12 protein-coding genes are annotated in these 14,983 nt (G+C 38.4%); 5 read left to right on the forward strand and 7 right to left on the reverse strand.

Annotated elements, in window-relative coordinates:
- Nucleotides 1-15 precede the first annotated feature (15 nt).
- A complete protein-coding gene (locus tag ACZZZW_RS25295) occupies nucleotides 16-2,790 on the forward strand; it encodes an outer membrane beta-barrel protein (protein ID WP_463497592.1) in 2,775 nt (924 codons plus the stop codon).
- Between the two features lie 391 nt (nucleotides 2,791-3,181).
- On the opposite strand, the gene ACZZZW_RS25300 is transcribed toward ACZZZW_RS25295, so the two are convergent.
- The 4 genes from ACZZZW_RS25300 to ACZZZW_RS25315 form a co-directional block, all read right to left on the reverse strand.
- Nucleotides 3,182-4,177 (reverse strand): LLM class flavin-dependent oxidoreductase, encoded by a 996-nt coding sequence (locus ACZZZW_RS25300; RefSeq protein ID WP_463497595.1) that lies wholly within the window; start codon nucleotides 4,175-4,177, stop codon nucleotides 3,182-3,184.
- A 79-nt stretch (nucleotides 4,178-4,256) separates the two neighbouring features.
- Nucleotides 4,257-4,943 carry a class I SAM-dependent methyltransferase gene (locus tag ACZZZW_RS25305; RefSeq protein ID WP_463497598.1) on the reverse strand — a complete coding sequence of 229 codons (687 nt, stop codon included), beginning with the start codon at nucleotides 4,941-4,943 and terminating at the stop codon, nucleotides 4,257-4,259.
- 197 nt (nucleotides 4,944-5,140) lie between these two features.
- The gene (locus ACZZZW_RS25310; protein ID WP_463497601.1) at nucleotides 5,141-6,541 is read right to left on the reverse strand and encodes an MBL fold metallo-hydrolase RNA specificity domain-containing protein; all 1,401 of its coding nucleotides are present in this window, start codon (nucleotides 6,539-6,541) and stop codon (nucleotides 5,141-5,143) included.
- A 62-nt stretch (nucleotides 6,542-6,603) separates the two neighbouring features.
- A complete protein-coding gene (locus ACZZZW_RS25315) occupies nucleotides 6,604-6,831 on the reverse strand; it encodes a YtxH domain-containing protein (protein WP_055913171.1) in 228 nt (75 codons plus the stop codon).
- Between the two features lie 80 nt (nucleotides 6,832-6,911).
- On the opposite strand from ACZZZW_RS25315, the gene ACZZZW_RS25320 reads away from it, so the two are divergent.
- A complete protein-coding gene (locus ACZZZW_RS25320) occupies nucleotides 6,912-7,535 on the forward strand; it encodes an HAD family hydrolase (RefSeq protein ID WP_463497605.1) in 624 nt (207 codons plus the stop codon).
- 198 nt (nucleotides 7,536-7,733) lie between these two features.
- Here ACZZZW_RS25320 and ACZZZW_RS25325 read toward each other — a convergent pair whose 3' ends face one another.
- Nucleotides 7,734-9,518 (reverse strand): DUF6600 domain-containing protein, encoded by a 1,785-nt coding sequence (locus ACZZZW_RS25325; protein WP_463497608.1) that lies wholly within the window; start codon nucleotides 9,516-9,518, stop codon nucleotides 7,734-7,736.
- 278 nt (nucleotides 9,519-9,796) lie between these two features.
- Here ACZZZW_RS25325 and ACZZZW_RS25330 point away from each other — a divergent pair, with 278 nt between their 5' ends.
- From ACZZZW_RS25330 to ACZZZW_RS25340, 3 genes are all read left to right on the forward strand, one after another.
- Nucleotides 9,797-10,498: an SAM-dependent methyltransferase gene (locus ACZZZW_RS25330; RefSeq protein WP_055913180.1), complete on the forward strand. Its 702-nt coding sequence runs from the start codon at nucleotides 9,797-9,799 to the stop codon at nucleotides 10,496-10,498.
- 179 nt (nucleotides 10,499-10,677) lie between these two features.
- On the forward strand, nucleotides 10,678-10,857 hold the full coding sequence (locus ACZZZW_RS25335) for a hypothetical protein (RefSeq protein ID WP_055913183.1): 180 nt from the start codon (nucleotides 10,678-10,680) through the stop codon (nucleotides 10,855-10,857).
- Between the two features lie 373 nt (nucleotides 10,858-11,230).
- Nucleotides 11,231-12,001 (forward strand): M57 family metalloprotease, encoded by a 771-nt coding sequence (locus ACZZZW_RS25340; protein WP_463497612.1) that lies wholly within the window; start codon nucleotides 11,231-11,233, stop codon nucleotides 11,999-12,001.
- An 81-nt stretch (nucleotides 12,002-12,082) separates the two neighbouring features.
- Here ACZZZW_RS25340 and ACZZZW_RS25345 read toward each other — a convergent pair whose 3' ends face one another.
- Both ACZZZW_RS25345 and ACZZZW_RS25350 read right to left on the reverse strand, forming a co-directional pair.
- Nucleotides 12,083-12,754 carry a Rossmann-fold NAD(P)-binding domain-containing protein gene (locus ACZZZW_RS25345; protein WP_463497615.1) on the reverse strand — a complete coding sequence of 224 codons (672 nt, stop codon included), beginning with the start codon at nucleotides 12,752-12,754 and terminating at the stop codon, nucleotides 12,083-12,085.
- A gap of 92 nt (nucleotides 12,755-12,846) precedes the next feature.
- On the reverse strand, nucleotides 12,847-14,982 hold the full coding sequence (locus tag ACZZZW_RS25350) for a S9 family peptidase (protein WP_463497618.1): 2,136 nt from the start codon (nucleotides 14,980-14,982) through the stop codon (nucleotides 12,847-12,849).
- Nucleotide 14,983 lies beyond the last annotated feature (1 nt).

Here is a 14,983-nt window from a genome sequence, read left to right on the forward strand (position 1 = left end):
TCTAAAAAAACATACATGAAGAAACTCATACTTTCATTCGCCTTAACCTTACTTATTTCGAACCTGTTTGCACAAAAAAACGGAAGCATTACCGGAATTTTAGCGGATAGTGCCAATCACAAAACTACCTTAAATTATGCTACTGTTTCTGTTTATAAGGCTGGTGATAGTTTACTGAGTACCTACAAACTATCGGATGATAAGGGCATTTTTAAAATAAATGGCTTAACCATCGGCATTAAATACCGTTTGGTGGTAACTGCCTGGCAATACGGCACCTACCGAAAAGAAGTAGAACTTACTGCCACTAACCCTGCATTAAACCTGGGTACGCTTTATCTTTCTACCAAGGCCAATGATTTAAATGAAGTGGTTATTTCGGGAGAAAGGCCACCCGTTATTGTTCGTAAAGATACGATTGAGTTTAATGCCGAATCGTTTAAAACCCTACCCTCTGCAGTGGTAGAAGATTTACTGAAAAAACTTCCGGGTGTTGCCATTGCAGCCGACGGTTCTATCCAGGTTAATGGTAAGGCTGTTAGCAAAATTTTGGTAGATGGAAAGGAGTTTTTTGGCGGAGACCAGCAAATTGCAACCAAAAACCTTCCGGCAAATATTATTGATAAGGTACAGGTGGTAGACGATAAACAAGCTAAAAGGCGCGATCCGGACTTAACAGCAGCTGAAATACCGCAAATAATTAACTTAAAATTAAAAAAAGCCATTAAAAAAGGGGCTTTTGGCAAATTATATGCAGGTGGCGGATTAAAAGATCTTTATCAGGCCGGTGGATTAATGAATTTTTTTAGGGATACGACGCAGGTAAGTATTCTGGCTTACGCAAACAACATCAATCAGCCAGGATTTAATCCAAATGATGTACAACGCATCGGTGGGTTTGGTAGAAGCGGTGTTAATTCAATGATGATGACCTCTGGTGGGTATTTTGAATTTAATGGCATTAATTTCGGAGGTAGCTACAATGGCGTTCAAACTTCGTCAGGTGGTGGTTTTAATTTTAATACTTTAACCAAAAAGGGAATCAAAATCAATACACAATATTTCTTCGGCCGTTCTGATAACCTGTTAGAAAAGTTAACCAACACCAACCAAACGCTAGGCACAGATCGGTTGATTACAAACGCTAACGAAAATACCACTGCTCTTATCCTTAAGCATAATATTGGAGGAAAACTTGACTGGCAAATTGACTCTCTAACTCAACTAACAATTGAACCGGCAATTGTGCTTAGTTCCAATAATTCGGTAAGCACGGTTTATACCCGCAACAATAATGCGAATAACCAGGTAATCAATGCCCTTGCAAACCTGAACGACCTTAATACCGGGAACAATAAATATCAATTGAGGGCCGATTTTAGTAAGGATTTTAAAAAAGCAGGCAGATCTTTTAACCTGGGAACTGATATTTCTGCAACACCAAATCCGATTATCAATTACAATAAAAGCAATAGCGTTTTTTACCTCACCCCTTCTACTTCAGAGATTGATCAGTTAAGAAACAACACTATCGATAATTTCAGAGGGTATTTTTATGGTAATTATACTGAACCGATTACCAAAAAACTGAACTTTAAAGCAGATGTAAGCGGAAACCTCATCAATAGCGAAAACGCACTAAGTACTTTTTACCGGAATCCTGCCAACCAACTTTACGATATTGTAATTCCAAATTTAACGCAAACAGTTAAACAAGCTGGTTTTAAAACCAATACAAACATCAGTTTAGGATACAAAGTAACTAAAGATCTTTATCTACAGCCAGGGCTTGTTCACAATTACATTTCATTAAATAACCGTTTTAGCAATAGTGCAGACATTAATCAGCGTTATAATTTTATGTGGCCAACATTTCAGCTGAAATATAAAATATTCCGTTTTAACTATTCTGCACGTTTTACCGAGCCAAATGTAAGCTATCTTCAACCAGTTGCCGATAATACAAACGCATTTTACATCAGAAACGGAAATCCGAATTTGTTACCTGCCCGTAATCAGGGTTTAAGCATGAATATGTATAAATACGACCCTAAAAGCATGATTAACTACAATTTATACGGCTATGGCAATTTTACAAAAAACGGCATTGTTAATTCAGTTAACATAAAAGATGGTGTGCAAACAGTTAATCCGATCAATAAAAATGGTATTTATAATTTTAGTGGTGGAGCCAATATTTCAAAAGATTTTAAAAAGGATAAAACCAGTATCAAAGTAGGTTTAGGTTTTTGGGCCAATTATGACCACAGCCCTGTTATAGTGAACAATATAGAAAGCGATGCCAATGTATTTTATGTAGGCCCTAACGGAAGTGTTAGGCTGAACCTGAATGATAAGGTGGAAATTAACCAGTCGTACTCAATAAGCCTTAACCGGAGCAGATACGATGATCCTTATTACACCAACGTAAGCTACAATACGCATCAAAGTACTTCAGAGCTGATTATCCGTTACCCCAAAAAACTGGTATTCGAAACCAGTTATTCATTAACAATAAATGGCCAAAAAGTTGCCGGATATAACAACAACATTAAATACTGGAATGCTGCACTTACTTATCTGTTTATGAAAAACGACAGGGCACAATTGAAATTCTCTGTGAATGACATCTTGCAGAGTAATGTACGCAGAAATATTCAGATTACCGGAAATAGTGTTATCGATACACAAAGTAATAATCTTGGTAGATACGGCATGCTAACCCTTACCTATAACATTCAAAACTTTGGTCAGAAAGTTGGCGGCAGACAAACATTTTTTAATTTTTAACTCCTTTAATAATCATCGGTGGAAACACAGAACTTGGCATTAAAGGGTTATTTAGGGAATCACCTTGGTCTGTGTCTCCACAGACCACAAAGTTCCACTTTCTTTGATTATTAAATATGGTTTGTTCAAACAAAAGCCAGGGTATTAACGTATTATTCCAGAAAGTAGATTATAGCAATAAAGATCTCCGTGGTCTGTGTCTCCACAGACCACAAAATTTCACATTCTTTGATTATTAAATATGGTTTATTAAAAAAAAAGCCTAGGCACTAATGCGTTATTCCGGGAAGTAAATTATAGCAATAAAGATCTCCGTGGTCTGTGTCTCCACAGACCACATAATCTTCTCTTTTTGGTTGGTTAAAACAAAAGCCTAGGCACTAATGCGTTTTTACTGAAATAAATCTGCCAATAGCTCATATGATTTTACCCTATCCTCAAAATGTTCGGTAATGGTAACAGCCATCAGTTCGTTCACATCATATTCAACTGCCAGTTGAGTAAGCCGCTCTTTAATTACTTCGGGTGTACCGTAAATCATCCGCTGCTTATTGGCATTAATGCGCTCCTGCTCTGCCGCATTATAACTTACCGCTTTAATATCATCCCAGCCAACTGCAGGCAATCCTTTACCTTTTTCAAGCTGCAAAAACCGGTAACCCATTAAGGCTTCCTGTTGTTTTACCTTTTCTTCATCATCTGAACAAAAAACATGAAGTGCCATATTTTCTACAGGCTGGGCAAGATCAACTGAGGGCTTAAAGTGCTCACGATAATATTGAACAGCCTGAGGCCCGCCATTTGGATTGATAAAATGCGCAAAAGAGAAACCCATTCCAAAATGTGCAGAAAACAATGCGCTTTGGCCGCTACTGCTCAGCAGCCATTGTGTAGGGACAGTTTCTGAAATTGGTATGGCTTTTATCCTGGCCTGAATGCCACCGTCTGATGTATCGTGTAAATAATGTTGCAATTCTCGCAGTTGCTCTACAAAATCCTGTTCGCTCCAATTATTTGATGGATTAAGCATTGAGGCCGTAATGCGGTCGGTACCAGGTGCCCTGCCCATTCCCAAATCAATCCGGTTGGGATGCATTACTTCCAACAAACGGAAACTTTCTGCAACTTTTAATGCACTGTGGTTCGGCAGCATAATGCCTCCTGAACCAATTCTTAAAGTTTTAGTATGGTTGGCCAAATGGGCAATTAAAATTTCGGGAGTAGAACCAGCTAAGCTAGTGCTGTTATGGTGTTCGGAAACCCAAAAACGATGATAACCCAACCGTTCAGTTTCTTGTGCAAGGATAGTGGTTTCTTCAATCGCCCTCCGGGCATTTACGCCTTTACGTACAGGAGATTGATCTAAAACGCTCAATTTAATTTTCATATTGTTCATATGCTTATTAAACAAAGCTAAAAGGCTGTTGACTTAAAATATAATCATGAAAAGCTTTATGACTTTTAAATTATTGCGCCAAAGTCAATTTTACCAAATACTGATCTTCTCCATCATCAAAAATCATTTCTGTATCCCATCCAGTTTCTTTGGCAATACGTTTAATGGTTTCTTCATCAACATAAATCCAGTTAAACCAGTTGCCTTTTTCGCCTTTATATTCATATTGGTAGGATACCTCGCCATAATATTGATTTTGAGGCTTCGGCACATCTTCGTACAAATAAGCAATATCTGAAGAATCAAAAATTACTTGTCCGCCAGGTGTGATAAGACCCTTCAATTTGATCAAAAAATCTTTAAAACCAGGTAATGTTCCGGTAAGGCCGATACCGTTCATTAACATAATAATGGTATCGAATTTTTCTTGATAGGCAAAAACATCCTGAAGTAGTGCTTTTTTTACGCCACGATCTTTCATGATGTTTACAGCGGCTTCTGAGATATCAATGGCGGTAACATCAATATTAAAAGCCTGCAAAAGTAAGGCATGACTACCAACCCCGGCACCAATATCCAACACTTTTCCATGGCACATGTGTAAAGCCTGAAGCTCTAAAACAGGCATATCTTCATCATCACGAAAGAAAAATTCCAATGGCATTTCCTCCGGTTCGCCATAAGAATTGTGCAACCAAAGTGTATCTGCTTCGCCAGTTCTGTAAATATCTGTTAACGCCTTACCAAAAACATCCATAAGGCAAAGATAGGAGGAAAGCTTAAAACATTGAGGAAAATCGTTAGCTCCGTAGTTTTAACATACCAATTAGTCTCGCGCATCACCGTTGATTGGAATTTGTAATTATGAACATAATGGAAATCTATATTTTAGATTTCTCACTTGCTATACTCCGTTTAAAGTGGCCGTCCAACAAATTCAATTAACTCCTTGAACTATTCAATTTCAAATACCTGATGATATTCCGGTATGGCAACATGTTTAAAGCCTTTATCTTTTAACCTGCTTGCAAAATGCTGTTGTACTTCATATTCGCCATGTACCAAAAACAGCTGTTTTACTTTGGCTGGGTCTTGACATGATAAAAAGTGCAGCAAATCTTCGTAATCGCCATGCGCACTCATCGATTTTATTGAACGGACTTCGGCTTTTACATCAAGTTTTTCTTTAAAAATTTCAACCACTTTTTGCCCGGCAATTAATTTACCACCAAGCGAATTGGGTTCACAGTATCCCACCATTAAAATGGTATTTTTCTGATTCCCGATATTGTTTCTGATGTGGTGTTTTACTCGACCTGCTTCTGCCATTCCCGATGCAGAAATAATTACACAGGGCCGCGGATCATCATTTAATGCTTTAGATTCCTCCACGCTTTCGATAAAACGTAAGCCTTTAAAAGCAAATACATCATGATCGATTTTTAAAATATCCTTTACCCCATTGTTATATACTTCAGGATGCTTTTTTAGAATTTCTGTTGCCTTTGAAGAGAGTGGACTATCCACATAATAAGGAATATCAGGTAATTTGCCTTTTAATTCTAAACCGTTTAAAGCATAAAGTAGCTCTTGTGTACGGCCAACAGCAAAAGCTGGGATGATTACTTTGCCTTTTTTTACTTTACAGGTATTGGTGATAATTTCCAAAAGAAGATCTTCTATCGGATCGAGATCTTTATGCAACGAATCGCCATAGGTAGACTCCATTAAAATATAATCAGCCTGATCAAACTGTTGCGGACTTTTTAAAAGTAAATCGCCATAACGGCCAACATCTCCAGAAAATGTGATCCGTATTGGTTTTCCATCTTCTGAAATAGTAAGATGAACCGCAGCACTACCCAAAATATGGCCAGCATCGGTAAACTTTAAGCGGATTCCGGATTCGATCTCAAAATCTTGTTCATACTCCACAATTTTCATCAAACCAACTGTTTTTGTAACGTCATCATCAGTGTAAAGTGCCTCTTCCATTTCTTCACCTTTGTGTAGATGGCGGTTGGAGAACTCAGCATCCTGCATCTGTATTTTTGCAGAATCCATCATTAAGATAGGGGCAAGATCCATGGTTGCGGCAGTACAGAAAATTTTTCCTTCAAAACCATCAGCAACCAATTTTGGCAATAAACCACAATGGTCTATATGTGCATGGGATAAAACTACGTAGGTAACTTTTTTCGGATCGAAGCCGAAAAAATCATTTAATTTATCGGTAACTCGGCCCATTCCTTGAAATAAGCCACAGTCTAATAAAATTTGAGTGCCGTTTTTTAAGGTAATGAGGTGCTTACTTCCCGTAACAGTTCGGGCTGCACCATGAAAAGCGATGTTCATTTAAAAATGGTTAGAATATTATTAGAATAAAAATGCCGGATATTTCCGGCATTTCCAATTCTTTAAGCGTTTATATCTGCTATTTTATCTTTCACCTTATCTGCAACTCCTGTAGCTTTATCCGCCAAGCCTGCTAATTTATCTTTAGAAGCATCTAATAAATCGGCAAAGAAATCAGATACTTTACCTTTTAAATCACTTGTCGAATCTGAAGATAACGCCAATGCGATTGTTGCACCAAGTGCTGCTCCAGCCAGTACGCCTACTATAATTTTTGTTTCCTTTGTCATAACTTTAAGTCTTTAAATAATTAAACATTAATTCGCACTTGTTGTTTTGGTTTTATTACAACATAAATCATTCCATTTACATGAAGCACATATTTTTTATCGATCTGGACAATACCATTTACTTTACCAAACCGAATGAGGCGCAATTAATGGGCGAATTGTACCATTTTTTAGAGAATTTAGATTTAGGAATCAGTGATGAAGAGTTTCAACTCGCAAAAAAAGAGATGTTAAGAACACCATTTCAAAAAGTTGCCAAAAAATATAAGTTTAAAGAAGAATTAATGCCTGATATACTTGCTTTCTTACAAAGCAGAGAAGTTACACAACCTTTAAAACCAAGTGATGATTACCATTATATTAAAAGCCTTAAAGGGAAAAAATTTATTGTAACCGCTGGTTTTGAGAAACAGCAAAAATCAAAAGTGAAGATGCTCGGCATTGCCAACGATTTTGAAAAGGTGCATGTTGTAGATGTTTCAACTACTAATAAAAAGGAAGCCTTTAAATTATTAATTGAACAATATAACCTGAATACAGACGATATTTTAATTATAGGTGATGATGCGGAATCTGAAATTAAATTTGGATTGGAGCTGGGTATAAGCACCTTTCTATTGGATCCTGAAAACCTCCATCCAGAAGCCGGGAGCACTTTCCGAGGAACAGATTTAAGTAATCTTCATGCCGCGGCAGGTCAGTAATTTTATTTTTTTTGCTTTGAAGATTTGTTAAAAACATTAAAGTTCGAAAGACAAAGCCATATGCAATTTTCAATCCCCAAGCAATTTTCATTTCGAACGGAGCGCAACGTAACCAAAAACGATCTCTCCATTTTAGGTTTCAAAAAGACAAATATCTTTTAAATAAAAAAGTCCCGATTTTCATCGGGACTTTTTTATTTATCCTCTACCTCCTCTTGATGGCCTTCCACTTTCACCACCGCCTCTTTGTTGTTGCGGTGCTTCTCTTCTCTGTTCCTGTCTTTGTTGTTGTTGTTGCTGCTGTTGCTGTGCTCTTTGTTGTTGTACTTGAGCATCGCGTTGAGCACGTTCTTGTTGTTGTTGTTGCGCCTGTTGAGCACGTTGCTGTTGAGCCTGGGCATCACGCTGAGCCCTTTCCTGCTGTTGCGCTTGCGCCTGTTGAGCACGTTGCTGCTGCATTTGTTCATTGCGTTGCTGCTGAACCTGGGCATCACGTTGTGCACGCTCTTGTTGTTGTGCCTGGGCTTGTTGCGTACGTTGCTGTTGCATTTGCTCATTACGTTGCTGCTGTACCTGGGCATCACGCTGCGCACGCTCTTGTTGTTGCCCCTGAGCCTGCTGAGCACGTTGCTGTTGCATTTGCTCATTACGTTGCTGCTGCACCTGGGCATCACGTTGCGTTCTTTCTTGTTGTTGCCCCTGAGCCTGCTGTGCACGTTGCTGTTGCATTTGCTCATTGCGTTGTGCTCTTTGTTGATCCATTTGAGCCGCACGTTGCTGTTGATCTACCTGACCGCGTTGCTGGCCTTGAACATCGCGTTGCGCACGTTGCTGATCCTGACTCATACGGTCTTGCTGTGCACGCTGTTGTCTCATCTGCTCAAATCTTTGCTGATCCTGGCCACGGTTTACATTTTCCTGTCCGTTTCTTCCGTCAACACCATTTGGATTGTTACGGCTAATACGTCCATTTGCATCCCTATTGTAAGCCTCACCTCTGTTATTTGGCTGATTATTGTTATCTCTTCCTCCATTGCCATTGCCGCGATCGGGTTGCGTACTTCGGTTATCTCTTGATCCAAAACGGTTATCATTATTATTGGGATTCCCGCCCCTTTGATCGCGATTGGTATAACCTTCATTTCTGCCGCCTCTGCTAAAACCTGCATTACCTTGTTCAAATTTTCGAGGTGCTGCACTGCGGTTATCAGCATTACGCTCAGGCCTTGGTCTGTAAATAGATACTTCCCTGCTGTTAATTCTGCTGGCACCTGGTCTTGATCCTTGTGCGTATCTGTAAACGGTTACATCTCTATTGGTTGCACGTCTGATGTCTTCAATCCTTGGTCCGCCATAATAATTCCTTCTGTTATATACATAAGTATTATTGATGATTGTGGTATTGCGGATATATACATTATTTCTTCCATAATCATACCTAGGGAATGTATTGATGTAAATGTTGCGCTGCGGAATAAAATTCCAGCAAAATTCTGGTACTGAATAACGACGGCCAAAACTCAGGTTAATGCTGATACTCGGGGCCATAGGTGCCCATCCATAATAACCATCGCCACTTCTCCAATCAACCCATGCTGGCCCCCAATTGGTATCAGGTAACCAAATCCATTGCCTGTAGCTGTTAATTACCCAACGGCCGTAGTGGAAAGGTGCCCATCCCCAATCGTAGTTGGAAACCCAGGTATTACCGTATTCGGTCATCGCCCACCGTCCGTTGGTATAATACGGTCTGAATTCGTTCTGATCTACATCAGGGCGCCAAACATATCCGTATTGAGGATCCTGAATCCACGTGCCATAAGGAGAGAGTTCATCATAAAAAGTTTGTAAAGAAACATTGCCAGTGCTATAACCATCATCCTGGTAATCGTTTTGATAGTCTTGTGCCCTGACAAGGGTTGTGGTTCCGGCAAGGAGCGCAAAGAGCCCCAGCACAAGTGCCGTAGATTTCAGTGTTTTCATTTGTGTGTTTATTTTAATAACCTAATGTGTGTGTATCAATTAGAGAACCAAAATTATAGAAGGTTTAATATGCATGCATAGTTTTTGCATTTTCATCCAAATATTGCCCTGCAAGGCATATTTAACTTATATTTAACGTTTTAAGCCAAGTTTAATTGTGCAGAAAATTAGTCAGTTAGAAATAAAATTTGCTACACCTTTATTTATAAAAGAGATTATATTGCCATTGAAGTAAACTTTAAAACTTAAATTCTATTTATTGTAAGTATTTTTGCACCATGCAAAAAGGCACTTTATACCTTATTCCCGTACCATTGGCAGAAGAGGTAGCACACAAAACATTTACCCCTTATTTGGTTGATACTATTAATCAGATTGATACCTACATTGTAGAAAACAGTAAAACAGCCCGTCGCTTTTTAAAAGAAGCGGGTTTAAAAACGCCACAGAAAGATTTAATTGTACATGATTATGGTAAACATAACCGTACAGATCTGGGTCAGTTTTTTGTTGAGCTTGCCGCCGGAAAAGATGTAGGGCTTATGAGTGAAGCAGGTTGCCCTGGCATTGCCGATCCTGGTGCCGATATTGTTGCTGAAGCACATAAACGTGGCATTAAGGTTGTGCCATTGGTAGGCCCTAGTTCGATATTATTGGCTTTAATGGCTTCAGGTTTTAATGGGCAAAGTTTTGCCTTTTGGGGTTATTTACCTATTGATAAAGAGCAACGTACCAAAAGAATCAAAGATCTAGATTTATCTGCCAGCCGATATAAGCAAACACAGATTTTTATCGAAACACCTTTCCGCAACAACCAGCTTTTTGAAGAAGTACTGAAAAGCTGCAAACCCAATACACAGGTTTGTGTGGCCAGTAACCTTACTGCTGAAGATGAATTTATAAAAACCCAGAGTGTTTACAACTGGCGTAAAGAGGAAATTGATCTTCATAAAAAGCCAACTATATTTTTATTGTATTAAGGCAAAATCGTTATATAAACTGTAGCGTAGTGGAAAGGAGAGATCTATTTATTTAGATTGCGCTACTCCATTGCACTTCGCTTTAAATGACAAGCAAATTCAAAAAATTAAAACATATTTAGCATTACATTGGTTGTTATTACAGCGCTCCGCATTATTATTCACTAAATTTTACAGTTATGAAAAATACGAGCACACCAAAAAACAATCCAACGGTTCAGGGAAGTTCAATAGCCGATAGGGCTAACCACGACTTTAAAACTGATAAAAAAATGCAGGGGATCACAAATGGCGGCGGCCAACGGTCTGATCAAACATCTAATAAAGACAATCAAAGAAAATACGATAACAAGAAATAATCTATTTTAATATCAATTATTTTTCAAGTTATTTTAGGCTTGTCGGGCGGTATTAATAAATACCCTATCGACAAGCCTTTTTTCATTTATAATACTTATCTGTTTCCTGAAGATTACCTATCGATACCACAGGCCATCTTTATATTTCATCCCGTATACACTTAAAATAAATCTCTACACTGTTTAGCATAAATAAACATTTTTAAACAATAAAATAGGTTTCGTGTAAATTTTAAGATATAATAATGTATTTAAACTAATACACACTGATTTAAGTTAGTTTTCGTGTAAAAATCAGATAACCGGATATTGGATTGTAACATCTTACATTACTTTTGTTTCATCAGCTATTAGGACTAACTAACTTAAACTTATGAAAAACAAACTAAAAATGACCGGAGTTATTGCGATGGTGGCATTGATCATTGCTGCTTGTAAAAAAAATCCAGAAACGACTACAGCACCACAAGAAACGGTAAAAAACTCAGACAGGGTACTACAATACATTAAAAATCTTGGCTTTCCGGAAACCAGTATTATAGATAAAGGCTCTTTTTATCTTGTTGAAGAAGATATATCATTTTCTAAAGACATGAAAGTACCTTCAAACGCAGGTGTAGGTACGGAGCAGTATTATTCAGGATCTATTGTGAACAGCACCAATAAGCTGAATATAAGGGTTTTTGTTGATCCTTCGATGACATCAATGTTAAGCGAAATTAACAATGCACTTGCTCAATGGAATGCTGTACCAAATTCTACCTTGCGACTGAACGTTGTAACTACCGCACCTTATGATATAATCATTAAAAACGAAGTTTTGGAGAGTACTCCCGGTTCTGTAGTATGTGGTATGGGTGAATTACCTGTTGATGGAAAAGCTGGACCGTTAATTAGAATCAACAAAAATGCAATTGCAAGTAATTCATTTGCGCAACGTGCCAGAACAATTTGTCACGAATTTGGCCATAACATATCACTTCGTCATACCAACTGGTCATCAGCAGGCGAAAACCCTGCTGGTGTACCTGTACCAGGCGTATCAGGAACTGGTGCTTCTTCACTAATGAATGGCGGGCAATGCGGTAGTGGCGCAAGCGTACTATCTACAAAAGATAAAAATGCAATAGCCGCTTTATATTAAAAAACCTAAAATAATCAACTAACCTAAACCAAGTGCCTAATCTGCTGATTAAGATAAGCCTAGGAACTATTACTCCTGGGCTTATTCTTTAGCAAGGGCAATAATATCCTTTCCCTCTAAAATTCTCCTTTGGTTGTTATGACTTAAGGTATTAATCATGGCCTGGCCAAGCTCAGCCATAGTACAAAACCCATCTGGATAAACAGCCCGCCCTAAAGGAAACATCCAATTGATATATTTATAAAACTTATGGGCATATTTTTGATTTGGCAAAGGTTTAATAAAACCGGGCCTGAAATTGTACACCTGCTGAAAAGGCAATGCCATTAAATCATTCTCTGTTTTTCCTTTTACCTGTGCCCATTTTAATCTTCCGTTTGCGTTGGTTCCACCTCCGGATACATAACAAAAAGTCATATCTTCATTCAGCCTGCTCAGTGTTTTAGCAACATGCATCGTTAAAACATAAGTCATTTTAAAATAGGTATCATTATCTACGCCTACTGATGTAATTCCTAAGCAGAAAAAGCATGAATTGTAACCCGAAAGCTCATTCTCAATCGCTGAAAAGTCGAAAAAATCAGAATGGATAATCTCCTTTAATTTTGGATGTACATAACCACATGGTTTGCGGTTTACTACCAAAATGGAATCAATTTCAGGATTTTCCAAGCATTTCATTAATACGCCTTCGCCAACCATTCCGGTTGTACCGGTTATAATTACGTTATTTTGACCTCTGGTTTTTCCCATGAAATTGTTTTTTGAAATTAAACTGTTAAAATACCCGCATTGTTTAATACAAGATACAAAAAGAGCAACCTGTTAAAGTTGCTCTTAAAAAATTATCTTGCTGTTGGGCCTTTCATCTGATAATCTTTAGGTGGTTCGGCACCTAAAAGATGTTGTACAAAATAATCCCAACGGCGGCGCATCATATAAGGTGAATAAGCTCCATAACCATGCGCACTATTTGGAAATATAACCAGATCGAAAGATTTATTTGCCTTTTCCAATGCCTCTACAACCAATAAAGTATTGTAAGGTGGCACGTTATCGTCCATCATACCATGCACAAGCATTAGTTTTCCTTTCAGGTTTTTAGCATAATTCTGATTGGCCTGTGCTTCATAATCAGCATTTTCTACTAAACCATTGTAACGTTCGCCCCAATCGTCCTCGTAGTTTCTATTGTCATGGTTTCCAGATTCAGCAATTCCTACTTTAAAGAAATCCGGATAACGGAACATTGCCGTAGCAGTAGCAAAGCCACCACCCGAATGGCCCCATATGCCAACTTTAGTGGTATCAATTGGATATTTAGCCGCAAGCTGTTTGATTGCCGAAATCTGATCAGGCAATGTGTTTTCGGCCATATTGCCATAGCTCATATCATGAAAACTTTTAGAACGGTCTGGATTACTGGTACCTTCAATTACCACCACAATAAAGCCAAGTTCGGCTAAAGCCTGATTATCGCTTCTTGAAGCTGAAAAAGCCCAGCTACCTACGCTACCACCCTGTGGCCCTGGATAAATATAATCGATAACCGGATATTTCTGATTGGCATCCATTTTAGTTGGCGTAAAAACCAACCCGTAAATATCAGTTTTACCATCTTTTGCCTTAACTGAAACCGGAGTTGGGGCTTTCCAGCCTGTAGCGGCAAGTCTGGTAACATCTGCTTTTTCTAATTCTGTAATTAGTTTTCCATCCAAACTTTTAAATACGGTAACATTTGGTACGTTTGGCTGTGAATAGCTGTCGATAAAATATTTTTCTGATGGAGAGAATGAAACGATATGATTTCCGGTTTCTGGTGTTAAATCGGTAAGCTTTTTGCCATCTAAGCCAATTTTGTAAAAATGGCCAAAATATGGATTTATTTTATCCTGACCGTTTGCAATAAAATAAAGTGTACGCGTTTTTTCATCCACTTTAAGCAATCGGGTAACTACAAAATCACCTTTGGTGATTTGATTTTTTACTTTACCATTTGTGGCATCATACAGATAAAGGTGACCCCAATTATCCCTTTCCGAATACCAGATAATTTCTTTTGAAGCAGGAAGATAACGCCAGTTGATTGCACCCTGACCCGATTCGAACTGTGTTTTTACAGTTTCTTCAAAAACCTCTCTAACAGCACCTGTAGTTGCGTTTGCAATACGGAATTTTTCATTTTTATGGTCTCTTGAAGTCGATACGAAAGCAACTTCTGATCCATCTGCCTTCCAGTCGATATCATCAAAAGTACCACTGCTCGAAATATCATCGCTGAGCGTAGCACGATGCTGATCTGCAGGGATGTTAAGTGAAACCACTTTAGGGTTTTCTACATCAATAACCACTCTACGGATGGTTGCAATCTGCTTATCGCCAGGTAATGGATATTTCCAGGCTTTTAACATAGGTGCACCAACATTGGTAGTTACCAGATACATATCAGATGAATTGCGTTGATCTTGTTGAAAAGTGGCTATTTTTTTTGAATCAGGAGACCAGCGCAAAATTGGGGCATCGCTATGTTTCCAACCTGCATTATCAGTAGCATAACCATAATCTTTAATGCCATCGGTTGTTAATTGCGTTAATTTTCCTGAAGCTATATCTTTAACAAACAGGTTATAATCTTTAATTAATATGGATTTTTTCCCGTCGGGAGATACAACCTCATTGCGGCCTCCACCTCTACGGGATGGCATTGCACCGCCTTTATATTCGGTAGTTAAGGTTTTGCTTTTCTTTACCGGATCTACTAAAAAAGTTTGTTCTGTACCATCGGTTTTAGTGCTATACCAAAATTTATCACCATCCAACCAATTTGGCTGTACACTTGCGTGATCGATGTATTTTGCCGTATTATAAGCCATAAAACTTTCGGCCCTTTCGTAATCTTTTACTGTTAGGGCTTTCTGCTGCGCATTTGCGGTAATGGCCAAAGCACAGGCCGTTACGGTAAGCCAATATTTATTTATCATG

The sequence above is a fragment of the Pedobacter sp. AC379 genome (assembly GCF_979258145.1).

Coding starts and splice junctions, on each gene's coding strand:
- ACZZZW_RS25295 (WP_463497592.1), top strand. CDS start 16: ATGAAGAAACTCATACTTTCATTCGCCTTAACCTTACTTATTTCGAAC.
- ACZZZW_RS25300 (WP_463497595.1), bottom strand. CDS start 4,177: ATGAAAATTAAATTGAGCGTTTTAGATCAATCTCCTGTACGTAAAGGC.
- ACZZZW_RS25305 (WP_463497598.1), bottom strand. CDS start 4,943: ATGGATGTTTTTGGTAAGGCGTTAACAGATATTTACAGAACTGGCGAA.
- ACZZZW_RS25310 (WP_463497601.1), bottom strand. CDS start 6,541: ATGAACATCGCTTTTCATGGTGCAGCCCGAACTGTTACGGGAAGTAAG.
- ACZZZW_RS25315 (WP_055913171.1), bottom strand. CDS start 6,831: ATGACAAAGGAAACAAAAATTATAGTAGGCGTACTGGCTGGAGCAGCA.
- ACZZZW_RS25320 (WP_463497605.1), top strand. CDS start 6,912: ATGAAGCACATATTTTTTATCGATCTGGACAATACCATTTACTTTACC.
- ACZZZW_RS25325 (WP_463497608.1), bottom strand. CDS start 9,518: ATGAAAACACTGAAATCTACGGCACTTGTGCTGGGGCTCTTTGCGCTC.
- ACZZZW_RS25330 (WP_055913180.1), top strand. CDS start 9,797: ATGCAAAAAGGCACTTTATACCTTATTCCCGTACCATTGGCAGAAGAG.
- ACZZZW_RS25335 (WP_055913183.1), top strand. CDS start 10,678: ATGAAAAATACGAGCACACCAAAAAACAATCCAACGGTTCAGGGAAGT.
- ACZZZW_RS25340 (WP_463497612.1), top strand. CDS start 11,231: ATGAAAAACAAACTAAAAATGACCGGAGTTATTGCGATGGTGGCATTG.
- ACZZZW_RS25345 (WP_463497615.1), bottom strand. CDS start 12,754: ATGGGAAAAACCAGAGGTCAAAATAACGTAATTATAACCGGTACAACC.
- ACZZZW_RS25350 (WP_463497618.1), bottom strand. CDS start 14,982: ATGATAAATAAATATTGGCTTACCGTAACGGCCTGTGCTTTGGCCATT.